Genomic DNA, 25,725 nt, shown 5'->3' with positions numbered 1-25,725 from the left:
ATTTCAGACTACAAGCTAGGGCGAGGTTGATGGAATCACAACAAATCTGACAGCGGTTTGTAAACACGGAAATTCTGAACAAGGTAGTTGGAGTATAAGTGATGAGAAAGTGGCTCTGTATTATTTGCGGCTTAATCTATGATGAAGCACAAGGTTGGCCATCCGATGGCATTGCACCAGGAACAGCATGGGAAGATGTACCGGATGACTGGTTATGTCCTGACTGTTTAGTGGGTAAGGCTGATTTTGAAATGATCGAAATCACCGACGATGCGCCAGTAGAAGAGGTCGCTGCAGTGTCTTCGGTATCGGTAGGATCGTCTGTTCAGCCAAATGCGGCTCAGCCACTTCCATCTGAAGCCACTCAACCTATATTTTCAGCTGACCCTATCGTTATCATCGGTAGTGGCCACAGCGGTTACCAGTTGGCTGCGGCACTTAGAGCACAATCTGAGACGGTTCCGATCACTGTCTTTACCGCTGATGATGGCGCACTGTACAGCAAGCCAGCCTTGTCTAATGCACTGGCCATGAAGAAAGATGGCGACGCGCTACAAAGTGAGAGCGCGTTGGAGTGGGAAAGCCGTCTCAATGTCCGCGTTTACCCGCATACCCGCGTTGAGCATATCGATCGTGCCAATTCAACGCTACACACCTCTATCGGCAAATACGCCTATAGCCGCTTGGTACTGGCAACAGGTGCATCACCGATTGAAATCCCAATTGAGGGAGATCGCTCTTGTGTTATGAGTGTGAACGACTTAGTTGATTACCGCCGTTTCAGAATTCAGCTACAGAACAAAAAGCGCATCGCAATCCTCGGCGATGGCTTAATTGGCTGTGAGTTCGCGAATGACCTGATCGAAAGCGGTTATGAAGTGACAGTTATCGGGTTAGGTCAATGGCCAATGGAGCGTTTGATCCCGCAACAGTTGGGTGAATCATTACAAAGTGCACTTGCAGATCGAGGCGTGCAATGGGCTCTACAAGACAGTATCGCCAGAATCGAGCCAAGGTCCGAATCAAGCGCGGTTTTGCATCTAAACAGTGGCAAGAAAATTGAAGCAGACCTAGTGCTAAGCGCGGTTGGACTCAAGCCAAATGTATCGCTGGCTGAGCAAGCGGGGCTCGAAGTGGGCCGCGGCATTAAAGTGAATCAATTTGGCCAGACGAGTGATGAGAGTATTTACTCGATAGGCGACTGTGTTGAAACCGAGCAAGGTTGGCAGCCGTATATTGCGCCGATTAATCAAATGATTCCTTCCGTAGCGAAAAGCTTGCTAGGCGATGTCGCGTCAATCTCGTTAACGCCAACTCCTGTGATTGTAAAAACGCCGATTCTTCCACTCACTATTTTCCCGGTTGCCCCGAACGAACTGGGACAATGGTATATCGAGAGTCAGGCAGATGAATTGACCGCTGCGTTTTATTCTCCTGAGGGAACGATGCTTGGCTTTGCGTTGCTAGGAAGAAAAGTACAGTCATTACGTGGTCCTTGGCTAGATCAGTTGTCATTGAAACTGTCAGCAGCGTAACGGAGAAAGAAGATGATTCATTTACCCAATGATGATGCAACATGTGGTTGGTACCATGCGTTGCCAAGTATTGCAGAAAAACCAGCGTTAAAAGGTAAACAAACTGCTGACTATGCCGTGCTAGGTGCCGGTTTCGCTGGACTAGCTATGGCAAGACGTTTAGCTGAGCTTCAGCCTAACGCACGAATTATACTGATTGATGCGCAACGTATCGGCCAAGGGGCGTCAGGGAGAAATTCGGGCTTTGTGATCGATTTGCCTCATAAGTTTTCACTTGAGCATCCCGATCCTGAGCACAAACAAAAGTTATTATCGCTCAACCGTTCTGCGATTGCTCAGCTAGACACTTTAGTGTCGAAGCACAGTATTTCTTGTCAGTGGTCAGCAAAGGGCAAATATCAAGGAGCCGTAGGGGCGCGCGGTGAAGCGTATCTCGATCACTTTGAGCACCTAATGAAAGACCTTGGCGAACCATATTTCCATGTTAATGGCAGTGAGCTAGCGAAAGTCTTAGGGACAAATTACTACAGCCGCGCAATTTACACGCCAGGTGGTTATTTAATGCAACCTGCTGCTCTGGTGCGTGGGCTAGGGGAAAGCCTTCCAGAGAATGTCGAGGTGTTAGAAAACTCGCCAATCCGCAAACTTAGTAAAGAAAACGGTTACTGGGTATTACATGGAGATAGTGGTTCTGTTGAAACCACTGAACTGTTACTTGGCACCAGCATTTTTACTCGTGAGTTTGGTTACCTTAAAAACAGATTACTGCCAGTGATGACGTTTGCAAGCTGGACGCGTCCATTGACTGACGCAGAAATGCAGCGATACGGAGGAGAGCTGAATTGGGGCCTAACCCCAGCTGATCATGCGGGAACGACGTTACGTATGACCGCCGATCGACGTATTTTGATCCGAAATACTTACAAACATGTGCCGAAGTATGGCTCAAGCATGAACGATAAAGTCAGAGAGCAAATCCGAGACGATCATCGTCAAGTCTTTTTGGCGCGTTACCCCGAGCTGGCCGACGTACCATTTACTCACACATGGGGTGGGGTATATGCCATCTCTCGTAACTTTACTAACTTTTTTGGTCAATTAGATGAAGGTGTTTATGCCAGCGCTTGTGACAATGGTGTTGGTGCCGCGTGGGGAACCATTTCTGGAACGCTGTTAGCTGACTATGTCGTAGGTGCGACATCTAAATCATTGGATGACATACAGCAAGTGACAGGGATGCCTTGTTTGAATCCGCCAGAGCCTTTTTTAGGCATGGGAGTAAAAACGCGTATCCAATTAGCAAAATGGCAAAGCAGGAGTGAGTTATGAAGCAAGTCAAACTCGTTGATAGTAAAAACCTAGATTTTAATGTTCGTGGTGATACACCGGGAATGGCGTACGTAGCCCGAGCGTTAAGCCCGGAAATTTCACCAAACATTGGCGTAGGTTTTGCTAAATGGGAAGGCGCTCAAGTGGCTTGGACGCTGCTTTATGATGAGGTTATTTTTGTGATTGAAGGCTGTTTCGAGCTGACCGCAAATGGTGAGACACATTTTGTGCACCCAGGTCAAATGCTGTGGATCCCGGAAGGAACCGAGCTGGTTTATGGTGGGCATGTTCTATTCGGCTACGTGGTTCATCCAGGAAACTGGAAAGAGCTACACGGGATTGAATGATTTGTTTTACAGACGAGACAACGACTTGAAGTTCTACTCGTGCTAAATCAAAAATCGTTCACAGTGTATGTGAGCCAAATCAACTCGCTCGTCAAGGGCTTGTCACCGAAGCCTCCTTCTTGAAGTCATTTGGGTATATACATCAGTTTTAACGATAGCCATATCGAGATGCTTGGTATGGCTTTTATCGTTAAGGATAATAATCTCATTGGATCAAGGGGTATATAATCGTTAAATTGCACTTGCGACATCTTTGCGCTGTGACTGGCAACTCAAACTATTGTTTTAGCCAATAGAAACACTAAAAATTATCCACCAAATAATACGTTACTGAGTCTGGCCGTTGCATTTACGGCTGCCTATTTTGCAGCCGATGATTATTACTTAATATAAGAACTCACCATGCACACTCGTCGTGAACGCGTATTTGATCCCTTTCATCGTCTAACGGTATTTACAGATAAATGGCGACTTGGATCTAAATCTTATCTTACTGATCTCGCATCTATTGCCTTATTGCTGTTACCGCTGACGCTATCTAACGCACTTGCCATCTTTCTTGGTCACGCTTCTAGAATCCTAGGGGGGTCAGAGGTTTCTCAATTATTGTTCCATCTTTCTGATATTTTAATCAACTTATATCCCACAGCGTTTTGCATTGTGGCTGGTTACTATTTATCGCATAAAGTGAATGTGTCGAGCGCGATTATCATCATTTATTCGTTGGTCATGTTCTATTTAATTTCAATAGAGAATGACAGCCTTTCTAGTAATTACATGTTGCCGAATAACCCGTTATTAGCACTCTTTAGTGCAACGGTGTCATACGTTTATTGTAAAAGTTTCCGAATTGAGTTGCTTGATCCTCAAGCAATGGACTTCTCTTCTCGTCTTTTTAAAGATGTCTTACATTTTTTCGTATTCGTTTTATTTGCGGTTAGCTTATCTCATGTCACCGCAGCGGTGATGGATGCTTTTACTACAACAGTGGCTGGACTTAACTTTGATCCGCTGACGTTCACAGGAGGATTATTTTATCAATCCATCTTGAGCTTATTAGGAGCGGCGGGCATTAATGGTCACAACATGTTGTTTGCCATTAAGCAGAAAATATACGCTGCGACCGAAGCCAACATGGCTGCTTGGCAAACAGGCGAAGCGTCGCTTAACGTTATTAGCCAAGGTTTTTACGACGCATTTTTATCCATGGGCGGGTCAGGGAATAGCATTAGTTTACTCCTGTGTCTGTTATTATTCGCTAAAGAGCGCAATCATATTTTACTGGCGTTAGCGGCAGCACCATTGGTGATGTTCAACATCAATGAAGTGCTGCTATTTGGCTTGCCTATCATCTTTAACCCTATTCTGGTCGTCCCATTTGTATTAGTACCGCTGGTAAGTTTTATCATCACCTACTGCGCGATTGCTTCCGGCTTAATTGCGCCTGTTGAAAATATTGTGAACTGGATGACACCGCCTCTGTTGAGTGGTTATGTTGCAATGGGGCATCAGGTTCAGGGGGCGATACTTCAACTGGTGGTGATTGCGATTGGTGTACTAATTTATCGACCTTTTTATCTAGCCTATGCAGGCAAATATGTGGGGCAGCTTGGTGTAAGTAATACTTACAATGGTTTAGAACAATCCCTATTCAAATCACTACTCAGTAGTGTGAAAGATGCGAACACATCGAGTATCAGCAAGTCATCCGCGCAGAAGCGTTTAACTTCCATTCTTCGTGAAGGCGAGTTGGTGATGTTTTATCAAAAGCAGCACTCAACAAAGGATGCGGAACAGTATTCTTACGAAGCGCTTATTCGATATAAAGATGAAGATGGAAACTTACTTTCACCAACGTTTATTGAAGATTTTCACCGGTTAGATGCTATGCCACTGCTCGATAAACTAGTTCTCGAAAAGGTGTTGTCGGATATGAAGGAAATGGGATTATCTGATCAGCGAAGAGTGGCCATTAATGTTTCTGTTGCTACCATTCAACAAGTGGATTTTGTTCAGCATTTACAAGGCAGGTTGGTCTATTTTGGAATCCCGGCTGAATGGCTTGAAATTGAAATTACTGAAGAAGCCGTATTAGACAATGAAGTTTCTTTAACTAACACCATGAAAGCTCTACAGAGTATGGGAGTTCGTATCACAATGGATGATTTTGGTACGGGCTACGCATCGTTTCCTCATTTGTTCAAGTATCCATTTAACAAGATTAAGCTAGACAGATCGCTGCTATTGGACGCTAACGATCATCGTGGACGTCAACTGTATCGATTGGTTGCTAAGTTAGGACATATTGCAAATTGCGAGGTCGTAGCGGAAGGGGTGGAAACGCAGTCTGACTATGACTTTGTGCGGTCAAGTGGGGTTGATAAAGTTCAAGGATTTTACTTAGCAAGGCCTGTACCTTTGGATGAGATTATCCATCGACGTGCTTAACTAAGGTGCAATAAAAAGGGAAGCGATGGCTTCCCTATAGTGAGTCTTGTTTTGACTTAGTTAGCTCTTATTTGAACTCAAATTTACCCTGCATGATCGCCCAGTGACCAGGGAACGAGCAGAAGAATGAGTAGTCGCCGCCAGCTTTCATTTTTTCAGTGCTGAAAGTAATGCTGGTGCTTTCACCGCCGCCAATCACTTTTGTGTGAGCGTATACACGGTCGTCATTTGGCTTCACGTAATTGTTTTCTGCACCTGCTGCCATGCCGTCCGTACCTACTGCTTGTAGATTAGCGGTATCTGCGATAACGACGTTGTGACCCATTGATTGTGCAGGCATTTTACCTGTGTGGTTTAGCGTCAGTTTTACTTCTTTACAAGTGGCTGGAACGCTCAGTGTTTTAGTAGAAAACTGCATCATATCGTTAGCATCTAGGGACACTTCACACTCGGCACTGGCTTGGGCACCAAAGCTCATTCCTACTAATGCGAAGGTTGCTGCTAATAAACGTAAAGACATATAACACTCTCCATTTTATATTTTGGGCTGACTTGGATTAATCTCATCCAATAGTTCTCATTATCAGCCAATTTTCACTCGAAAAACGTGCTTCAAGCGGTATATTGACGTTTTGTTGCAAAGTTGTACTGGTTAGTTCCACTATTTGATCACTCATAGGCCCTATTTCATGCGATGGCGTGAGGTAAATCAAAAAAGAAAGGAACACGCCCCGTACAGAGATAAGGTCTATCTTATTAAGCCTTTGGAGCAGTATCTTGGCATTTATTAGAAGTAGATTAGAGAAGGTGAGAGGAGAGGCTCAAGCATAAAAAAGCTCAGCCAAATTGCTGAGCTTTAACAGTTAGAGCGGCAGTTTACGTTTAGCGATTTTGCTTCAACGCATCTAACGCTTCATGTAATGACGGCACGATGGAATGACCAAATTGTTTTACCTCTTCGCAAGGTTCAACTAAATCCGGAATCTGATAAGTAACCATATTCGCTGCCACCGCTGCGCGAACACCGTTATTGGAATCTTCAAAGGCCAAACATTGGCTTGGTTCTACATCCAGACGATTCGCTGCCAACAAATAGATTTCTGGATCGGGTTTACCGTGGTTTACCTCGCAGCCTGTGGTGAGGTTGTCGAAGTACTTACTCAAACCCGCTAATTCCAGTTTGATTTTCGCCACCTCTTTTGCCGTAGAAGTCGCTACTGCGATTGGTAAGCCTTGTGCTTTCAGCCATTCTAGCAGCTCAACAACACCATTTTTCACTGGGATGGCTTGGTGTTTGACGACAGCATTGTAACGAGTACGCCATTCATGATGCAGGCGGTCTAGGTTCTCACCGTAGGCTTTGCGGAAAATTGCTTCAATACCTGCCGCATTACGACCAATGATCGACAGGTAAACATCTTCATAAAACGGAAGGTTTTGGACTTCACATGCTTCTTGGAAAATACGCATACAGACGCGCTCAGTATCAAGGAGCAAACCATCCATATCAAAAATAGCAGCTTGGTAGTTCATTACATTACAGACTTTTCGATTGTGATGGTGCATTTTGACATAAGCGAGATAGATTTTCTTGCGGAATTCAAACCGTCCGTATCCTTTTTTACTTTATACCTAGCCGTTTGGCTAAGCGATGTAAATTACCATTATCGAGTTCTAACTGACGTGCTGTTGCAGCCCAGTTTCCTTGATTCTGCTCTAGTGCTTTTACAATCATGGCTTTTTGGAAGGTGTCAGTGGCTTGCTTTAAACCAGCGTCTGACAGTTCAAATGAAGAGCTAGGTATACCTGACTCTTCAGTGGTGGGCTGATTGTTCGACGCTTTGATATCGAAATCTTGTTCCACCAATTCGATATCCAGCGATTGAGTTCTAGCTTTGGCAAGCACGCCCGCTCGTTTGATGACGTGTTCCAGTTCACGCACGTTGCCCGGCCAAGAGTAATCTTTAAGTGCTTGAACTAGAATGGGAGAGAGTCGAACACTGTTCAGCCCCAACTTGCTGCGTAGTTGCTCTGCAAAGAAACCAGCCAGTAGCACGACATCGTCTTCACGTTCACGAAGTGGGGGAACATGAAGAGGGAATACACTCAAACGGTGGTACAAATCTGCTCTGAAACGGCCAGCTTTTACTTCTTCATGCAGAACACGGTTCGTTGCCGCCACAATGCGTGTGTTGACTCGAATATGTCGGTCATCCCCAACACGCTGGATATCGCCATATTGCAATGCGCGAAGTAGCTTGGCTTGCAACTCCAGAGAAAGTTCGCCAACTTCATCCAAGAATAGTGTGCCGCCGTCGGCTTGCTCGAACTTACCTTTCCGATTACTGATAGCACCAGTAAAAGCACCTTTGATATGACCAAAAAGTTCACTCTCTGCGACAGATTCAGGTAACGCGGCACAGTTTAAGTACACCAAGGTATTATTGGCTCGGTGAGAGCGATGATGAATTGCGTTTGCGACGAGCTCTTTACCAACCCCTGTTTCACCCATTATCAACACTGATAGCTCGGTATCTGCCACCGCATCGATTTGCTCTTGAAGTGCTTTCATTCCAGCAGATTTGCCAATGATTTCGTTGCTTAGCGTGCGTTTCTCAGTGTAAGACTCACGTGGCAAGCTTGCTTGTGTTTCTAACTGCTCCAGTAGTAGAGCAGTGTGCAAGCCACCCGCGGCTAACGCACTTACAAAGCGTAGTTCTTGATTGAGTAAACCATCGAACTGATTCGGGTCGAAGGCATCAATAGTGATCGCGCCAATCAATTGATCGTCGATCAACAAAGGGAGGCCAATACATGAATGGACGTGCAGCTTGTCGTCGTGGTTCGGAATTAACCCGTCATAGGGATCGGGTAAGTCGCTATTCGATGGAAACCGTACGATATCGCCAGCGCGTGCAATGGCTTCCAATCTCGGGTGTTGGTTTATAGAAAAACGGCGTCCCAATACTTCCTTTGCTAAGCCATTGATAGCCAGCGGCTTAAAGTGCTGATCTTCATACAAAAGAAGAGCAGAAGCATCACATTTTAATATCTCGCGAATCGTTGTTAATAAGGTATCAAATCGAGCTTGCCGAGTGAGCGCTGAATTTAGGTCTTGCGTGATGTGTAGCCATTGCGCGATTAAAGAAGTCATAGCCAATACCAATTGTGTCAATATGACTATTGTAGTGTCTTAATGACAATTTTCAACTGTGTCTAAATGACAGTTGTTAAAGTTGTTCTTTAATTAAATTATTGAAATACATAGCAATTAAAAGTTGGCATGCCCAGTGCAATACAAGAAGAAATTATTTTTGTTTATCCCGTCATTCAAGGTAGTAATTATGACAATTCACGTAAAAAACAACATCCACTGGGTAGGTCAACGCGATTGGGAAGTTCAAGATTTCCATGGTACAGAATACAAAATGACAAAAGGCACCAGTTACAACAGCTATCTTATTCGTGAAGGAAAAACGGTGCTGATCGATACGGTTGATCATCGATTCAGCCAACAATTTATCCAGAACCTAGAAATGGAAATCGATCTTAAGACGATCGATTTTATCGTCGTGAACCATGCAGAAGAAGATCATTCAGGCGCATTGTCTGCATTGATGGAGAAGATTCCGAACACGCCGATTTACTGTACAGAAGCGGCGATTGATTCGATTGTGGGTCATCACCACCATCCTGAGTGGAACTTCAAAACCGTAAAAACGGGCGACAGCATTGATATTGGTAACGGTAAACAATTGGTATTTGTGGAAGCGCCAATGCTGCATTGGCCAGACAGCATGATGACATACCTAACTGGCGATGCAGTGTTATTCAGTAACGACGCATTTGGTCAGCACTACTGCGATGAACGCTTATTCAATGATGAAGTGGATCAAAATGAGCTGATGGAACAGTGTTTGCGTTACTACTCAAACATTCTAACGCCGTTCAGTAGCTTGGTAACAGCCAAAATCAAAGAAGTACTGAGCTTCAACTTGCCTGTCGACATGATTGCAACTTCACACGGTATTGTATGGCGCGATAACCCAGTTCAAATCATCGAGCAATATTTGGAATGGGCGGATAACTACCAAGAAGATCGTATTACCATCTTCTACGATTCTATGTCGAACAATACCCGAATGATGGCGGACGCGATTGCACAGGGCATTCACGATGTCGACCCGGGTGTCGCTGTTAAAGTCTTCAATGTGTCTAAGCACGATAAGAATGAAATCCTCGCCAATGTGTTCCGCTCAAAAGGCATATTGGTTGGTTCATCTACCATGAATAACGTCATGATGCCGAAGATCGCAGGCATGCTAGAAGAAATTACCGGTCTGCGCTTTAAAGCGAAAAAAGCCGCTGCCTTTGGTAGCTACGGTTGGAATGGTGGTGCGGTAGACCGTATCCACGCACGGTTGACCGATGCGGGTTTTGAAACAGCAGTCAGCCTGAAAACCAAATGGCGACCAGATGGTAAAGCGATGCGTGAGTGTCGTGAACATGGCAAGAGCATCGCGAAACTGTGGGCGAAACATCCACTAACAACTCCTGTTACGGCTCCGATGATGGCTGCGTCTGCACCGCAAGTTCGATCACAGCCCGTTGTACAAGTAGAAACGCAAGCCGTGGTCGAAAGGGAGCTTATTAATCCAAGCTCAGAAGCACATCCATCAGATTGCCAGTGCATGATTTGCACCGTTTGTAACTGGGTGTATGACCCTGCTCAGGGTGAGCCTAACCAAGGAATTGAACCGGGTACCGTGTGGTCAGACGTTCCGGATTACTTCCTTTGCCCTGAGTGTCACTTGGGTAAAGATGTATTTGTTGAGTTCAAGGGGTAAGGAGCTGTGATGCAAGCACCAATTGTAATCATAGGCAGTGGCTTTGCTGCCTATCAACTGGTTAAAACTGTGCGTCGAATGGATGCACAGGTGCCAATTCAAGTATTCACCGCTGATGACGGTGCGGAGTATAACAAGCCCGATTTGAGCCATGTGTTCAGTAGAAAACAGACCGCGAGGGATCTGGTAGTAACAACGGGAGAAGCGTTTGCCCAAGAGCACCATATCGAGTTATTAACCCACACTAAAATTGAGAGTGTGGATACGCAAGCCCAACAAGTGGTAGCAGATGGACAAGTTTATGCGTACTCCAAACTGGTTTTTGCAACGGGCGCGAAAGCTTTTGTTCCTCCAATGCGAGGTGATGCTTCTGGCGATGTCCTAACGCTCAATTCGTTACAAGAGTATCAGCTCGCAGAAGAGAGAGTCAGTCAAGCAAAGCGCGTAATGGTTATCGGTGGTGGTTTGATTGGCGTTGAGATTGCAATGGATATTGCGAGCAGCGGTAAAGCCGTTACGGTGGTTGAATCAAACCAACGCTTGCTTGCCAATCTTATTCCTGAGTTTGTGGCGTTGCCTCTGGAAAGCCAACTTAAGCAGCAAGGCATTCAATTGGCGTTGGGAAATGGGGTTGTTGAGGTGAATCGTAACGCCGATTCGTTGGTAGCGACTTTGAACAGCGGTGAAGTGATCGAGACTGATGCAGTGATTTCTGCCGCGGGCTTACGTTCAAACACTCAATTAGCGAATGCTTGTGGATTAGAGGTTGGGAAAGGCATTGCTGTCGACGCTAAGCTGCAGACTTCTACGAACAATGTATTCGCTCTGGGCGATTGCGCCGAGATACAAGGGCGCATGCTTCCATACCTTCAGCCAATTGTGTTGAGCGCTAATGTTTTAGGTAAGCAGTTGCTTGGGCAGGAAGCGCAATTGAAGTTGCCGCCAATGATAGTAAAAGTCAAAACGCCGAGTTACCCAATTCAGCTTGCCGGGGACTTCAGTGCTGTCGCGAATTGGAATGTGCAGATTTCTCAATCTGGCATCGTGGCAAAAGCTGAAAATGAACAAAGCATACTGACAGGGTTTGTTGTGACGGGTGAGCAAGTGGCTCAGGCTTTTCCGTTACTGCGTGAACTGTCTCAAGTCGCGCAATCGTAACTCGCTTCAAGCAGCACAATTTTATATTCAAAGAGGGTATAACCATGTCACATCTTCGTATTCCGAAAGACTGGACGGTTCAACGTTCGACGCCATTTTTTACCAAAGGCAGTGTGCCTCCAGCTCTTCTAACTCATCACAACACAGCCGAAGGCGTGTTTGGGCAGTTATGCGTAATGGAGGGGCAAGTCACCTACTATGGTTTTGCTGATGAATTCGCGACAGAGCCTGAAATGGTCGTCGTGATCAACGCAGGTCAGTTCGCGACAAGCCCGCCACAGTATTGGCATCGTATTGAAATGAGCGATGATGCACAGTTCAATATTAACTTTTGGTCGAATAAAGATAAAAGTGGACAAGCGATGTTCCACGCTAAGCAGTAAACCTTTCTAGACAATTTGATTATTGCGTGAATTTATCGGGAAAAGCGCATATTAAGTAAAAGAGCAGAGACGTTTCTCTGCTCTTTTTTGCTTATTGGCAGTAACGACATGCAAACTTAATCAGCGATATTAACTGTAAGCCCGTGCGACACGACCTTCACAATCCAAAGTAACCTGTTTTGCGTAAGCCGGAATGAAAACAGATTGTCCTCTTTCAACCACGCATGTTTCGCCGTTTGCGTGAGTTAGCACAAGTTTGGTATCCAGAGGCATAAGGATCTCAGCGGTTTGAACTTCTAGGGTACGCTGGTGAGCTTGTTTAACGATGGCGAATTTGAAATCGTCGACTGGGATTGGGTATTCCAACATATCGTCGATTTCGTTTGGTGCAAGCAATAGGCTGTCGAATGGCTTCTCGTTGAAGCGTGTGCACGCAACGAGCTCTTTCACGTCCATGTATTTTGGTGTCAGACCCGCGCGTAGTACGTTGTCTGAGTTCGCCATGATCTCAAGACCTGTACCTTTTAAGTAAGCGTGTGGCGTTTCTGCATCTAAGAACATGGCATCGCCCGGTTGTAGGGTAATGACATTGAGCATCAGTGGTGCAAATAAACCAATATCGCCAGGGTATTGCTTCTCTAGCTCAAGAATAAGGTTGAACAGAGGTAAGTCGGTGATGCGAGCTTGAGCCAATAGCACCGTCAACGCCATCTCTTTCTGTTCGCCCTCTAGTGACAGTAGACCCGAGAAGAAGGTCGCCAAGCCAGTTGGCGTTTGGTTTGCGATAAGGTCATCCACCAAGCCTTGTAGCTCAGGAATCGCCAGTTCAGAGAAGAAGCTGATGATTTCACTTGTTGGGCGGAAGCCATTCATCGCTTGGTATTCGGTTAGCGCGTAAACCAATTCAGGTTTGTGGTTTGGATCTTTGTAGTTACGGTTTGCAGCGGTTAGGGGAATGCCTTGTTTTTCTTCCAGTGCAAAGCCTAATTCTGCTTGTTGTTTGTTTGGGTGAACCTGAATCGACAGTGCTTTCTCAGCGGCAAGCACTTTAAACAGGTATGGAAGTTCACCAAAACGGTTTGCGACTTCTTCACTCAGAAAGGCATTCATGTCTTGAGCAATCAGCGAAGAGAGTTTGGTCTCCTCACTGTTTACCATCACCAATGAGCAACCGTTTGGATGCGCGCCCATCCATAATTCTGCTTGTGGTTCGCCCGTTGGGTTTTCAATGCCAAACAGTTGGTTAACAGAAGTAGTACTGCCCCAAGCGTAGTTTTGAATCACGTTGTTCATCAGGAAAAACATCGGATGCTTAGCTTGAGTTTGAATCGTTTGTGTATCGGACATCGTTAAATCAGACATAGAGTGTCACCATGAGAGAAAATCATGGCTTGGGCGACATTGCCCAAGCCATAGGAGCCATTTGGGGGTAGGGGTGATTAAGCGGCTGCTTGCATCATTTTTGCTTTGCGAACTTTCTTCAGAGTTACACACGTTACTGCGGTAACTACTGCGCCAGCTGCCATACAAATCAGAGCAAGTACTGGGTGGTTCATCGCGCCAAGTAGAGCAACAACTGGACCGCCGTGAGCAACACTGTTGGTAATGCCGAATGAGAACGCCATTACTGCCGCTACCATTGAGCCAAGTACGTTTGCAGGAATCACTGACATTGGATCTTGCGCTGCGAACGGAATCGCACCCTCAGAGATACCAACCAGACCCATAGCACCTGCTGCTTTACCCGCTTCAGTTTCTGATTCTTCGAACAGGTCGAACTTACGACCAAGCGCCGTTGCCAGTGCCATGCCTAGAGGTGCAACAGGAATTGCACACGCCATCGCACCCATAAATTGAGTTTGACCACTCGCAATCATGCCCACAGAGAATAGGAACGCGACCTTATTGAATGGACCACCCATATCGAAGCCAGCCATACCACCAAGTACGATGCCTAGTAGAACGACGTTACCTGTACTCATGCTTGTTAGTAGCGCAGTCAGACCGTCCATTAGGCTTGCGATTGGCGCGCCGATAACGAAGATGAAAAGACCAGCGATGAATAGCGAACCTGTGATTGGCGCAATCATGATTGGCACCAAAGGTTGAATGAATTTGTGGTAGTTAATCGACGTAATCCACTTCACGAAGTAACCCACAAGCAGACCAGCGATGATGGCACCGATAAAGCCTGTACCAGCGTCTGCGCCGTAGAAAGAACCGTTGTTTGCAATCCAACCACCGATCAAGCCAGGAGCTAGAGCAGGACGGTCAGCAATCGCGTAAGCAATGTAACCCGCTAGGATTGGGATCATCAGCGTAAAGGCAACCACACCTACGTTTAGGATTTGGTTCCACATGCTGCCTTCAGGAATTGCCATGCCCGCTTCACTTGGCTGACCGCCGATTGCAAGAGCAAGTGCAATCAACAGACCCCCCGTTACGACGAAGGGGATCATGTGTGATACGCCGTTCATCAAGTAGCGATATAAGTCAGAACGGGCTTGAGAAGCTTTGTTTACAACTGACGCTTGCGTATTGCCATTGGACTCAGCTTGGTACGTCGGTGCGTTTAACGCTTCATTAATCAGTCCTTGAGCATCGCGGATTGGGGCTTTTACGTTGGTTTTAACCACGCGTTTGCCCGCGAAGCGGTTCATGTCGACTTGTTTGTCACAGGCGACGATGATGGCATCTGCACGCTCGATTTCTTCTGCGGTTGGGCTGTTTTTCACACCGATTGAACCGTTCGTTTCAACCTTGATTTCGTAACCCATTGCCGCGGCGCCTTTCTCTAGCGCTTCTGCTGCTAAGTAGGTGTGCGCAACGCCCGCAGGACAACCGGTAACACCAACGATGAAACCTTGGTTCGCTGGAGCATCTGTCACTGGTTGCGGTTCTTCTTTAGCAAGAAGGAGCGCCAGTGCGTCTTGGCTGTTTGTTGCGCCTAAGAACGCATCGATGAAACCATCTTCAATCAGTTTTGAAGACAGCTCTGCAAGTACTTCGATGTGGTGGTTATCGCCACCGTCTGGAGAAGCTATCATGAAGAACAGCTTTGAAGGCAAACCGTCTTCCGCGCCGTACTCGATACCTGATTTGCTTACGCCGATCACAACCGCCGGTTCAATCACAGCGGCGCTTTTCGCGTGTGGAATTGCCACGCCATCTTCAAATCCAGTATTTCCTAATTCTTCACGTGCTTTTATATCTGCAAGAAATTGTGTTTGGTCAGAAATACGACCTTGGGCATGAAGAACGGCAACCAGTTCTTTAAATACGTCTTCTTTTGAAGACGCTTTAAGATCAAGCTTAATTAAGTCTTCATTTATTAGTTTGGTGATCATTGTCGAACCCCTATAAATATAATTTTTATTTCAGGGATATTTTTAAATTAGTGAGAAAAAGACTGTAGTGAAGAAAAAATGCATTTACTGGAGGATTGTAACCGACTAACTATAGTGTGATTTAGATCGTTCACTGGACAAATCTAGCTGCATATCTGTGACATGATGGATAAGAAGCTAAACGATAAGTGAAATGTGGCCTCGCTCCCACTTGAAAAGGGATTGAGTGTTGTTGATAGAGTTTTTGTTACTGGAGATTTGATGCGTTAACTGGATTTTTGTAACATTAAAATGGAAGTGTGATTTTGCTCAATAGCACAAAAGTCCAATCCGGTGTATATCTATAGTAAATAGCATCATTGATGCATATATAGAGTGTGAGACAATGATTTTTCATGATTTAATTTCAGCGGTATTAAATGAAAGAGAGCCATTTCATAATATTTGGTTTGCAGGAGATTTTCATACGCCGCCTGAATTTAGCTATCAAGTTAATTTCCCTCGCCTAGAGTTAGTTCTGGATGGGGAATATATTAATGAAATGGAAAGTCATGATCGAAAAGTAACGCACATCGTTGCTAAAAAAGGCGACGCGATATTTATTGCACCTAACTGTTGGAATAAACCAGACTGGGATACCAATTGCTCAGTGTTAAGTATTTTGTTTGGGCGTCGACAACTTGGGTTAAGTTTGGTGAGCAAACACAAAGGTGAGGCAAACTTTTACGATATTCAAAAGCATAGCATCCAAACGCGCTCAGGATTTGCGATAGATAACATCTTAGAAGCGCTGAGCTCACTGGCTCGTGAGAATACTAAAAAACCAATGGATGAGCTTTTACTGCAAGCATTACTGCAATACGCGAAGACGATGTTGGATGCGCCAGTCGAGCAGCAGTCACATAGCCGTGTGCAAGATCTCTATCAAGGGATCTGCATCTACATTCAAGAGAACTTCCATCGCCCAATCACGCGTGACAGCATTGCGTCGAGATTCAGTATTTCCTCGAACCATTTGTCGCGCTTGTTCCGTCAGCAGGGGCACATGACCTTGGCAGACTACATTACTTGGGTGCGCGTGGATCGCGCGAAGTTTATGCTCAAGAAATACAACTTCAAACTCAATGACGTGTCAGTGCGCTGTGGATTTAAAGACGTGAACTATTTCTGCCGAGTATTTAAGAACCGTACAGGCAGAACGCCGACGGAATATCGTGGTTCGATTTAAGCCTTCAGTCAGAATGCGTAAATCATAGAGAAGTTTAGGCGAGCAGCCTCGACATGGCGTACATCAGCAGCGCTTGTAAGTCGACGCTGCTTTTTGTTAGTAGTAGGCGTTCCGCCATTTGATCGGTAAGCAGATTTCGTGTGAGGTTAGTGGCCGCAATGATCTGTTCTCGGGTCGGCTTTTCTGGCATCACCAGTGCAATAGCCAGATGAACATCACCCATCTTCGAAGCCCAATCCATCGACTTTTCATTCGCAATAACAGCAATAGAAATATGGTCAACACCTGAAAACATCACATGCGGTAGAGCGATCCCCGGAGTCACGCAAGTTGATGAACGTTCTTCACGTTTAATAAAAGCAAGAATCAGTTCGTCGGGATGAATGGGGTGGATGAGCTGAGCCAGTCCTTTAAGGCATTCAAACTTGGTGAGCTCGGTATGCGCTTTAGCGTACTGCCATTTGATTTCACAAGGTGGGCAAATTTGCGGTAAACGCTCGGCCAGTTGGCTAGAAAACTCATAGTTGATATGAGATCCCACCACAGTAAAGTGTTCAGCAATCATGTCTTTGATGACGAAGCAGGCCAGCTCTGCGTCAATGCCAATCGCTGTGATTTGACACAAATCACCTTGTTGTAGACCTGCTTGCAAAATCGCCACGGACTTGGTGAGTTCCGCAACACGGTTTTGCGTTACATTAATGATATGTAAGGTACTTTTGAACTTCTTTGCCACTCGATTGAGTGGCTGAGCAAGGTGCGCACTGGCATTTGCATTATCGACGAAAAAGGTGATTTGGTATTCGTTCATCTGCAAATTTAGTCGCGGCAGTGGACGAGGAATACTTTGTCGACGTTCAGCAAAACCTCTTCAATGGGGATTTGAATTTTGCGCGTCCCTTCGAATCGGCCTGGTTGTTCTATCTCAATATCCGACACGATCAAAACCCGATCCGCTTGAGCGATATCGTGAGGAGTGAGCTGATTTTCTATCCCCATCGCACCTTGCGTTTCTACTTTAATTTGCACGTTATGTTTTGGCGCAGCTTTCATTAGTGCATCTGCCGCCATATAAGTATGAGCGATGCCTGTAGGGCATGCTGTCACCGCTACGATTTTCATGTTCTATCCATTTTATTTTTTGTGGATATTAACACAGCAACCGCAGATTGAATTGATTTGAGCTGGATTAACGCAAGAGCTCTATCACAGTTTGAATCTCATGTTACATTAATCCAGTTAATGCACTTTTAGTCCTATATATCAAAGGGTAGGCACTGGTTAATCTATGCCCAAATAAAATGAGTAGGAACGCATACGAGCCAGGGGATCCTGTATCTCAAACTCACTTGGGTATATATTCGAGCGTGAATATTGGAAGGTAAAACAATGGACATCACAAACCTAATTGAGCTGGAAACGATATGTTTAGATCTAAAAGCTCAAACCAAAGATGAAGCGCTCAAAGAGCTGGTCGAGATGCTAGAGGCCGCCGGCAAGCTCAATAGTCAAAGCCAGTTCTTGGCAGATATCTGGAAACGAGAAGAGATCGGTAACACAGGATTTGATGATGGCATTGCGATCCCTCATGCCAAAAGTGATGCTGTAGCGCAACCAGCTGTCGCGGTCGGGATCAGCCGCAGTGGGATTGATTATGGCGCCGAAGATGGCGAGCTGTCCGATGTGTTTTTCATGCTGGCGTCTCCAGATGGTGATGATCATCATCACATTGAAGTATTGGCACAAATTTCCACCAAAATTATCGAAGACGGCTTTGTTGAAAAGCTCAAACAGGCTCAATCGCGAGAAGAAGCGCTTGAGATGTTGATTGATATTCAAACCCAATCCAATGAATTTCTCCCAACTTCTTTAGAATTTGCATCAGAACCTCTGAGCCCTTGGGCGCAAAAACTTGGCCGCATTAAAGAGCACTTGCTGTTTGGCACATCCCACATGATCCCGTTTATCGTTGCGGGCGGTGTGTTGTTGTCGTTGTCGGTGATGATCTCTGGTCACGGTGGTGTACCACAAGAGGGCATTTTGGCCGATATTGCTCAAATGGGGATTGCTGGCCTGACATTGTTTACTGCCGTTCTTGGTGGTTACATTGCTTATTCTATTGCCGACAAGCCGGGCCTTGCGCCGGGTATGATTGGATCTTGGATTGCTGTCAGTCATTACAATACGGGTTTTTTAGGTGCGATTGTGGTCGGCTTTTTTGCTGGCTTTGTCGTTTGGCTATTAAAGAAAATTCAGCTACCAGACAGCATGAGTTCGCTTGGCTCGATTTTTATTTATCCGCTAGTCGGTACGTTTGTTACTTGCGGCGCGGTGATGTGGGTGATAGGTGCTCCGATAGCCAGCGCAATGACCACCATGAACGAGGTGCTGACGGGCATGGCGGGCTCAGGCAAAGTGATGCTCGGTACCGTGCTTGGGGCAATGACCGCGTTTGATATGGGTGGCCCAATTAACAAAGTGGCGACGTTGTTTGCTCAAACCCAAGTGAACACGCAACCATGGTTGATGGGCGGGGTCGGTATTGCGATTTGTACGCCGCCATTGGGTATGGCACTAGCCACGTTTTTGGCGCCGAGTAAATTCAAGCGAGATGAACGCGAAGCGGGGAAAGCCGCAGGTATTATGGGGATGATCGGTATTAGCGAAGGTGCGATTCCTTTTGCCGCTGGCGACCCTGCGCGAGTGTTACCAGCTATTGTGGCGGGTGGCATCGTTGGTAACGTGATTGGCTTTATGTTCCACGTAATGAACCATGCACCGTGGGGCGGTTGGATTGTTCTCCCTGTTGTGGATGGAAAAATTGGTTACATCATCGGCACGATTGCGGGCTCTGTTACCACGGCGTTGATCGTGATTGCACTAAAGAAAACCGTCACCGAAGATGAGAGTTACACTGGTCATTCTCAAGTATATGGCTCCGTTCAAGGCGAAGGTGAGGCGGATGTTTTGGCGGTCACATCTTGTCCATCAGGTGTGGCACATACGTTCTTAGCGGCTAAGTCATTGGAAAAAGCGGCTTGTGCACTCGGCATTAAGATTAAAGTCGAAACCCAAGGCGCGAATGGAGTCATCAACCGAATTACCGAGAAAGACATCGAGAAAGCGAAGTTTGTGATTTTTGCTCACGATGTGGCGATTAAAGAACCGGAACGTTTTCGAAAAATCCAAGTCTTGGATGTCAGTACCAAGGATGCCATGTTGAACGCCACGGCTTTGTTGCAAGCTCGTAGAGTGTCTTAACATTTAACTTCTGAGAAATGTTTCCTCGATGACCCTGATGAATGCTTTTGGTATTTACTCCAACATCGCGGTTCGCTTTTATTTGTGCCGCGAGTGAAGGATAAATCACGAGTAATGTTTTCAATTCTTTAGTAGCATGTTACAAAATATTTCAGTCAGGTGAACTAAGGGAAGCGTGCAATGGAAAAACAACGAGTAGCATTTATTGGTTTGGGTGTTATGGGTTACCCAATGGCGGGCTATTTGAGCAAAGCGGGGTATGAAACCAAAGTATACAACCGCACTAAAGCCAAAGCTGATAAATGGGCTGCAGAATACAACGGCATTGCGTGTGAGACACCGCGAGAAGCGGCAGAAGGTTGCGATATCGTATTTACTTGTGTCGGTAATGACGATGACGTGCGCAGCGTTGTATACGGTGAAGAAGGCATTCTAGTCGGTCTAAAAGCAGGCGCGGTACTGGTTGATCACACCACGACTTCCGCTGATTTAGCCGTTGAATTGGCCGATGCTTGTACCAAATATGGCAATCACTTCATTGATGCTCCGGTATCTGGTGGTCAAGCAGGCGCAGAAAATGGCGTACTAACCATCATGTGTGGTGGTGAGCAGAACATTTTTGATCGTGTGTCTCCAGCGATGGACGTATATGCAAAGCAAATGACGCTTCTGGGTGAAAATGGCCAAGGTCAACGTTGTAAAATGGTAAACCAAATCTGTATTGGTGGTGTGCTTCAAGGCTTGAGCGAAGCGTTGTTACTCGCGCAGAAATCCGGTTTGGATATTGAACAAGTAGTTGAAACACTCAAGCACGGTGCTGCAGGGTCATGGCAAATGGAAAACCGCGCCAAGACAATGGCGCAAGATAAGTTTGATTTTGGCTTCGCGATTGATTGGATGCGCAAAGACTTAGGCTTCTGTCTGCAAGAAGCAGAGCGAGTGGGTCTAGAGCTCCCACTGACTAAGAAAGTGGATGAGCAATACGCAGACCTTCAACGCGATGGTTTAGGCCGCATGGATACGTCTGTTCTGATTAAAGCCGTTGCTAAGAATCAGTAGTAGATAAACAGTTCTTTGGTATCAAAGAGCTTGAAGAAATTTAAGTTGATCATGATCGTTCCCCTTGAACATTAGTGTGTGATTAACGAACTTGAATGAGGAGGTGCTTTGGGGCACCTCCTTTTTTATGTCTTCTTATCACAGCATTTGCTGGTGCAGTGTCCGTTTACTTGTTTAAGCCTAGCGCAATCTCAAGGCCTTTGCCGTAAGCTTCGTCCGCTTGGTAGGCGTGGTTAACGTGACGTTCTTTGATGAAGTCTGGCACACCATCCATTGCACGAGCGGTGTTGTCGAATAGAGTTTGACGCTGTTCTTCGCTCATAAGACGGAATAGGTCACCCGCTTGGCTGAAGTAGTCTTCGTCTACACGGTGATCGTAATGATCAGCATTGCCGTTGATGCGTAGAGGTGGCTCAGAGTAATCTGGTTGCTCTGCCCATTCTTGTTTGTAGTTTGGCTCGTAACCTAGTGTTGAACCAAAGTTGCCATCAACGCGCATTGCGCCATCGCGGTGGTAGCTGTGTACCGGACAACGAGGCGCGTTAACTGGAATTTGGTGATGGTTTACACCTAGGCGGTAACGCTGCGCGTCTCCGTATGCAAACAGACGGCCTTGCAGCATTTTGTCTGGCGAGAAGCCAATTCCAGGAACGATAGCTGCCGGGTTAAACGCGGATTGCTCAACTTCCGCATAGAAATTTTCTGGGTTACGGTTCAGTTCAAACTCGCCTACAGGGAGCAATGGATAATCTTTTTGTGACCATACTTTTGTTAGATCGAACGGGTTAAAGTTCACTTCATCCGCTTCTAGCTCAGGCATGATCTGTACGTACATCTTCCATTTAGGGAAGTCTTGACGCTCAATCGCTTCGTAAAGGTCACGGTGATGGCTTTCGCGGTCTTTACCTACGATCGCTTCTGCTTCTTGGTCAGTCAGGTTTTTGATGCCTTGCTGAGTTTTAAAGTGGAATTTCACCCAGTAACGTTCGTTTTCTGCGTTGATAAAGCTGAATGTGTGGCTACCGAAGCCGTGCATATGACGGTAAGACGCTGGAATACCACGATCACTCATAACGATCGTAACTTGGTGGAATGCTTCTGGTAGTGATGTCCAAAAATCCCAGTTGTTTGTCGAGCTGCGCATGTTGGTGCGTGGATCGCGTTTCACCGCGTGGTTTAGATCTGGAAATTTTAGTGGATCACGGAGGAAGAACACTGGCGTGTTGTTACCAACCAAGTCCCAGTTGCCTTCTTCGGTGTAAAACTTTAGCGCAAAACCACGGATGTCGCGCTCTGCATCGGCGGCACCGCGCTCACCCGCAACGGTTGTAAAGCGAGCAAATAGCTCGGTCTCTTTACCAATCTCCGAGAAGATCTTCGCGCGCGTGTATTTGGTGATGTCGTGAGTCACAGTAAAAGTGCCGTAAGCGCCTGAGCCTTTGGCGTGCATACGACGCTCAGGAATCACTTCACGATCAAAGTGTGCCAGTTTTTCAAGGAACCAAACGTCTTGCAGTAGTTGGGGACCACGAGGACCTGCAGTCATCACATTTTGATTATGGGCGACAGGACAGCCTGCGGCGGTGGTTAATTTCTTATTTGTCATTTTTCTTCCCCTCCAGGGATCAATACCTTAGCAACTGAAGAGAAGATTATTACGGAAAAGCTGGAAGCAAAAACTGATACTGCTTATCAATTCAATAGGTGGTAACGATGATGAAAAGTAACTTAGAATCAAATTCTTAGCTGATTTTTATGATTGGTTTATTAACGTATTGGCGAAAAGGGTAAAAAGACCACGCTGGCATTTGCATGAATTGCGCTTTGTCGACAAGGCTAACGTCGGAAATCGCCCCTTTGATATCGCTTTATTGAGCGTCAAAGGGGCGGAATGATTAGGAGTACTTCACTTCAATTTGCTCAGCTTTTTCAAACGCTGGATGCGTTGCAAGTTGTTTTCCATAACGTTCAATATTCGGGAAGTGACCAGCCAAACCGAACTTATGCACGAGCTCGACAATAAATGACATCATGATGTCTGCGCCAGTTAAACGTTCTTCTACTAGGTAAGTTTTGCCTTCTAGCGATTGCTCGAAATAACCCAGAACGTTCATCGCTTCTTTGTCAGCATAGCCTGATAGAAATTGAGTTTCGTTTGGCTCTTTGCTAATAAAGATTTTTAACAACATTGGTAAGATTGCTGAACTTTCAGCAAAGTGCATCCATTGCAGGTACTCAGTGTGCGCCTTCGTCCCACGCTCAGGAGCAAACGCACCATCACTGTACTTCTCAATCAAATATTCGGTCATCGCGCCAGATTCAATGATGAACTCGCCATCATCTTCAAGCAGAGGCGATTTACCGAGCGGATGAACGCTCTTTAGCTCAGGCGGTGCCATGAAGGTCACTTTGTCACGAACATAAGGCACGATTTCGTAATCCACATTTAGCTCTTCAAGTAACCAAATGATGCGCTTTGAGCGAGACTGATTGAGATGGTGAAGTTTAATCATTTATTTATCCCTTCCTTATAATGGGTCGTTAATCTGTACTACAAGCTTGCCGAAGTTCTTACCTTCCAACAGACCGATAAATGCTTCTGGTGCATTCTCCAGTCCTTGTACTAGATGTTCACGGTATTGGATCTTTCCTTCTGCCAACCATTGATTAATATCTTGCGCAAATTCACCGTAACGATGTCCGTAGTCATCAAAAATGATGAAGCCTTGCACCTTGATTCGTTTAGTCAGCAGCTTACCCATTAATAATGGAAGATGGTCGGTACCTTCAGGCAGTTCTGTTGCGTTGTATTGAGAAATTAAACCACAAAGTGGGATACGTGCGCTGGTATTCAGAAGTGGCATTACAGCTTCGAATACTTTGCCACCTACGTTTTCGAAGTAAACATCGATACCTTGATCACAGGCGTTTTTCAACTGTTCTGCAAAGTCGTCAGCTTTGTGATCAATACATTCATCGAAGCCAAGGACTTCTTTGGCGTAACGGCACTTTTCTTCTCCGCCTGCAATACCAACAACTCGGCAACCTTTGATTTTGCCAATTTGACCAACGGTCGCGCCCACAGGGCCCGTCGCGGCTGCTACCACAATGGTTTCACCTGGTTTTGGCTGACCGATATCGAGCAAGCCCATATACGCGGTAAAGCCTGGCATGCCAGCAACACCTAGAGCGTATGATGGGTTTTGTGGTTCTTTGCCTAGTTTAATCACCATCTCACCAGTTGAGAGCGCGTAGTCTTGCCAGCCAACAGTGTATGCAAGAACCCATTCACCCGCTTCATAATCTGGGTGGTTCGATGCTTCTACCTGACAAACTGTGCCAGCGATCATTACGTCATCAACCGCAACAGGATCGGCGTATGACTCGGCATCGCTCATGCGACCGCGCATGTATGGGTCGAGAGATAAGTAAACGGTTCTCAGTAGCATCTCACCATCTTGAGGAGTCGGTTTCGCCACTTCTTCTAGACGAAAGTTTTCTTTTGTTGGTGCACCGTGGGGACGTGACGCGAGTACGATTCTGCGATTTGTTGCGTTAGTCATATTTATCTCACTTATTGATTAGACCGGTCGTCTAGTTTTAATTTCAAAATATCCCGCTCATAGAGCGGGAAGGTGTATTGTGCAATCACAGGAGTTATTACCAACTGTGAAACACATGTAGGGTGTTCATCTTACTTTTACGCTACCTACTATGGGCAAGTTCGCGTGTTTTGCAGTAGATGTTGAGTATAGGTCAGACTTTGCGTTAATGCTGCCTGATCTTGATACAGTTTGTTCAGCAAGCTTGCGCCGTTCCAAAGGTAGTATATCTGCCTTGCCAATAAAGCACTGTCACCATTTGGGATAGAGCCATCTTGAATGCCTACGTCAATGCAATCCGCCATTGCTTGAATGGTTTTGTCTGCACCTTGGCGTAACGCTAGACGCATGGACTCTGAGAGATCGGAGACTTCCGCACTTAACTTGACCAACAAACATTTGTTCGCATTACATACGTCGTCTTCTACTTTGACCATTTCTTCAAAGTAGCTCATCAGGCGTTGGTAGCCATTCAGATCGGTATTGGTAAAGCGTGCGTTTAAACGCTCAAAATACTTAGTAAAGTAGTCTTGAATCATCGCTTCACCAAATTGTTCTTTGGATTTGAAGTAATGATAAAACGAGCCTTTCGGCACCGCGGCCTTTTTTAAAAGCTCTGAAAGGCCAACACTCGTAAACCCTCGGTTTACGATTAACTCGTATCCGACGTCGAGAATATGTTGGCGTGTGTCGTTCGTCTTTGCGTTCATGAAGCGTACTATAGAATGAATTAGACCAGTCGTCTAGTGTTTGTTGTGGGTTATTTGATTAGCTCGTACTCAATCACAAATAGCGTGTCGGTGTTTGGGTAGATTTCTCGAATTAACTGCTTGAGTTTTGGCAGTTCGATGGCTTCTTGTTCAGCATGAAACTCATTGATATCTTCAAAGTTGAGTGGTTCTACAGAGCGTATTTTGATGTTGCAGACTTTACGATCCGTCTCTAGCGTAAAAACTTCGACCTCTGTATTTGGAACGTAGTGACTTTCTGATTCATCTCGAATCGTAATCGTTTTTTTGCCTGATGTGATCAACGGGGTTAAGAATTCAAAAAAGGTAATCTTGGTTGGGTGGGATGACATGATGTATGTAGTGGTCAAGTAAAATTGGCCACGGTTTTATGAGGAAACCAGAACTGTCGTTCTGATTCATTTGGTGTTAATCCACCATTATATTGATGGG

The 25,725-nt window shown here is 45.8% G+C and carries 22 protein-coding genes and 1 pseudogene; 11 read left to right on the top strand and 12 right to left on the bottom strand.

Annotated features, from left to right (window positions below; translation table 11 throughout):
* Positions 1–101 precede the first annotated feature (101 nt).
* The 5 genes and pseudogenes from B7360_RS25285 to B7360_RS17260 form a co-directional block, all read left to right on the top strand.
* Positions 102–263, top strand: a pseudogene (locus tag B7360_RS25285) (rubredoxin); the annotation flags it as partial.
* Positions 252–1,535 carry an NAD(P)/FAD-dependent oxidoreductase gene (locus tag B7360_RS17275; protein ID WP_254048132.1) on the top strand — a complete coding sequence of 428 codons (1,284 nt, stop codon included), beginning with the start codon at positions 252–254 and terminating at the stop codon, positions 1,533–1,535. The pseudogene B7360_RS25285 and the gene B7360_RS17275, both read left to right, overlap by 12 nt.
* Before the next feature lie 12 nt (positions 1,536–1,547).
* Positions 1,548–2,864, top strand: a complete 1,317-nt coding sequence (locus B7360_RS17270; RefSeq protein ID WP_074189840.1) for an FAD-binding oxidoreductase — start codon at positions 1,548–1,550, stop codon at positions 2,862–2,864.
* Positions 2,861–3,211: an ethanolamine utilization protein EutQ gene (locus B7360_RS17265; RefSeq protein ID WP_085344127.1), complete on the top strand. Its 351-nt coding sequence runs from the start codon at positions 2,861–2,863 to the stop codon at positions 3,209–3,211. The genes B7360_RS17270 and B7360_RS17265 overlap by 4 nt, the downstream gene beginning before the upstream one ends.
* A gap of 402 nt (positions 3,212–3,613) precedes the next feature.
* A complete protein-coding gene (locus tag B7360_RS17260; RefSeq protein WP_085344126.1) occupies positions 3,614–5,659 on the top strand; it encodes an EAL domain-containing protein in 2,046 nt (681 codons plus the stop codon).
* A 67-nt stretch (positions 5,660–5,726) separates the two neighbouring features.
* On the opposite strand, the gene azu is transcribed toward B7360_RS17260, so the two are convergent.
* The 3 genes from azu to norR all read right to left on the bottom strand — a co-directional run bounded on the left by azu (position 5,727) and on the right by norR (position 8,813).
* Positions 5,727–6,179 carry an azurin gene (gene azu / locus B7360_RS17255; RefSeq protein WP_005392455.1) on the bottom strand — a complete coding sequence of 151 codons (453 nt, stop codon included), beginning with the start codon at positions 6,177–6,179 and terminating at the stop codon, positions 5,727–5,729.
* Positions 6,180–6,541: 362 nt separating this feature from the next.
* Complete coding sequence (locus B7360_RS17250) at positions 6,542–7,192, bottom strand: HAD family phosphatase (RefSeq protein ID WP_005392456.1); 651 nt, start codon at positions 7,190–7,192, stop codon at positions 6,542–6,544.
* An 88-nt stretch (positions 7,193–7,280) separates the two neighbouring features.
* On the bottom strand, positions 7,281–8,813 hold the full coding sequence (gene norR / locus B7360_RS17245) for a nitric oxide reductase transcriptional regulator NorR (protein WP_085344124.1): 1,533 nt from the start codon (positions 8,811–8,813) through the stop codon (positions 7,281–7,283).
* Positions 8,814–9,003: 190 nt separating this feature from the next.
* Between norR and norV the strand changes: the two genes are divergently transcribed.
* From norV to B7360_RS17230, 3 genes are read left to right on the top strand one after another with little or no spacing between them, the layout of a single operon-like run.
* Positions 9,004–10,506 carry an anaerobic nitric oxide reductase flavorubredoxin gene (gene norV / locus B7360_RS17240; protein WP_085344122.1) on the top strand — a complete coding sequence of 501 codons (1,503 nt, stop codon included), beginning with the start codon at positions 9,004–9,006 and terminating at the stop codon, positions 10,504–10,506.
* Positions 10,507–10,515: 9 nt separating this feature from the next.
* A complete protein-coding gene (gene norW / locus B7360_RS17235) occupies positions 10,516–11,664 on the top strand; it encodes an NADH:flavorubredoxin reductase NorW (protein ID WP_085344120.1) in 1,149 nt (382 codons plus the stop codon).
* Between the two features lie 44 nt (positions 11,665–11,708).
* Entirely contained in the window at positions 11,709–12,047 is a 339-nt protein-coding gene (locus tag B7360_RS17230) for a DUF1971 domain-containing protein (protein WP_006742231.1), read from the top strand.
* 129 nt (positions 12,048–12,176) lie between these two features.
* On the opposite strand, the gene manA is transcribed toward B7360_RS17230, so the two are convergent.
* Both manA and B7360_RS17220 read right to left on the bottom strand, forming a co-directional pair.
* Positions 12,177–13,409, bottom strand: a complete 1,233-nt coding sequence (gene manA / locus B7360_RS17225; protein ID WP_085344118.1) for a mannose-6-phosphate isomerase, class I — start codon at positions 13,407–13,409, stop codon at positions 12,177–12,179.
* A gap of 77 nt (positions 13,410–13,486) precedes the next feature.
* The gene (locus B7360_RS17220) at positions 13,487–15,394 is read right to left on the bottom strand and encodes a fructose-specific PTS transporter subunit EIIC (RefSeq protein WP_085344116.1); all 1,908 of its coding nucleotides are present in this window, start codon (positions 15,392–15,394) and stop codon (positions 13,487–13,489) included.
* A gap of 385 nt (positions 15,395–15,779) precedes the next feature.
* On the opposite strand from B7360_RS17220, the gene B7360_RS17215 reads away from it, so the two are divergent.
* Positions 15,780–16,622, top strand: coding sequence for a helix-turn-helix transcriptional regulator (locus B7360_RS17215; protein WP_005392465.1), 843 nt, complete (start codon positions 15,780–15,782; stop codon positions 16,620–16,622).
* A gap of 34 nt (positions 16,623–16,656) precedes the next feature.
* On the opposite strand, the gene B7360_RS17210 is transcribed toward B7360_RS17215, so the two are convergent.
* Together B7360_RS17210 and B7360_RS17205 are read right to left on the bottom strand one after the other, a co-directional pair.
* Positions 16,657–17,433: a PTS sugar transporter subunit IIA gene (locus tag B7360_RS17210; protein WP_005392466.1), complete on the bottom strand. Its 777-nt coding sequence runs from the start codon at positions 17,431–17,433 to the stop codon at positions 16,657–16,659.
* A gap of 8 nt (positions 17,434–17,441) precedes the next feature.
* Positions 17,442–17,744 (bottom strand): PTS fructose transporter subunit IIB, encoded by a 303-nt coding sequence (locus B7360_RS17205; protein WP_005463048.1) that lies wholly within the window; start codon positions 17,742–17,744, stop codon positions 17,442–17,444.
* A gap of 267 nt (positions 17,745–18,011) precedes the next feature.
* On the opposite strand from B7360_RS17205, the gene B7360_RS17200 reads away from it, so the two are divergent.
* A complete protein-coding gene (locus B7360_RS17200; RefSeq protein ID WP_085344114.1) occupies positions 18,012–19,883 on the top strand; it encodes a fructose-specific PTS transporter subunit EIIC in 1,872 nt (623 codons plus the stop codon).
* A gap of 180 nt (positions 19,884–20,063) precedes the next feature.
* Positions 20,064–20,942, top strand: a complete 879-nt coding sequence (locus B7360_RS17195; RefSeq protein WP_085344112.1) for an NAD(P)-dependent oxidoreductase — start codon at positions 20,064–20,066, stop codon at positions 20,940–20,942.
* Between the two features lie 166 nt (positions 20,943–21,108).
* Here the strand turns inward: B7360_RS17195 and B7360_RS17190 are convergent, their stop codons facing one another.
* From B7360_RS17190 to yqfB, 5 genes are all read right to left on the bottom strand, one after another.
* A complete protein-coding gene (locus B7360_RS17190; RefSeq protein WP_085344110.1) occupies positions 21,109–22,548 on the bottom strand; it encodes a catalase in 1,440 nt (479 codons plus the stop codon).
* A gap of 289 nt (positions 22,549–22,837) precedes the next feature.
* A complete protein-coding gene (locus tag B7360_RS17185) occupies positions 22,838–23,455 on the bottom strand; it encodes a glutathione S-transferase family protein (protein WP_047008454.1) in 618 nt (205 codons plus the stop codon).
* 15 nt (positions 23,456–23,470) lie between these two features.
* A complete protein-coding gene (locus B7360_RS17180; RefSeq protein ID WP_065645713.1) occupies positions 23,471–24,505 on the bottom strand; it encodes an NADP-dependent oxidoreductase in 1,035 nt (344 codons plus the stop codon).
* 149 nt (positions 24,506–24,654) lie between these two features.
* The gene (locus B7360_RS17175; protein WP_006742221.1) at positions 24,655–25,254 is read right to left on the bottom strand and encodes a TetR/AcrR family transcriptional regulator; all 600 of its coding nucleotides are present in this window, start codon (positions 25,252–25,254) and stop codon (positions 24,655–24,657) included.
* A gap of 50 nt (positions 25,255–25,304) precedes the next feature.
* Positions 25,305–25,625 carry a N(4)-acetylcytidine aminohydrolase gene (gene yqfB, locus B7360_RS17170; protein WP_005392475.1) on the bottom strand — a complete coding sequence of 107 codons (321 nt, stop codon included), beginning with the start codon at positions 25,623–25,625 and terminating at the stop codon, positions 25,305–25,307.
* Between the last annotated feature and the right edge of the window lie 100 nt (positions 25,626–25,725).

Origin of the sequence: Vibrio sp. ArtGut-C1 (assembly GCF_002105475.1) — a bacterium.
Classification (GTDB): Bacteria; Pseudomonadota; Gammaproteobacteria; order Enterobacterales; family Vibrionaceae; genus Vibrio; species Vibrio diabolicus.
This window is presented reverse-complemented; position numbering and strand designations above follow the sequence as displayed.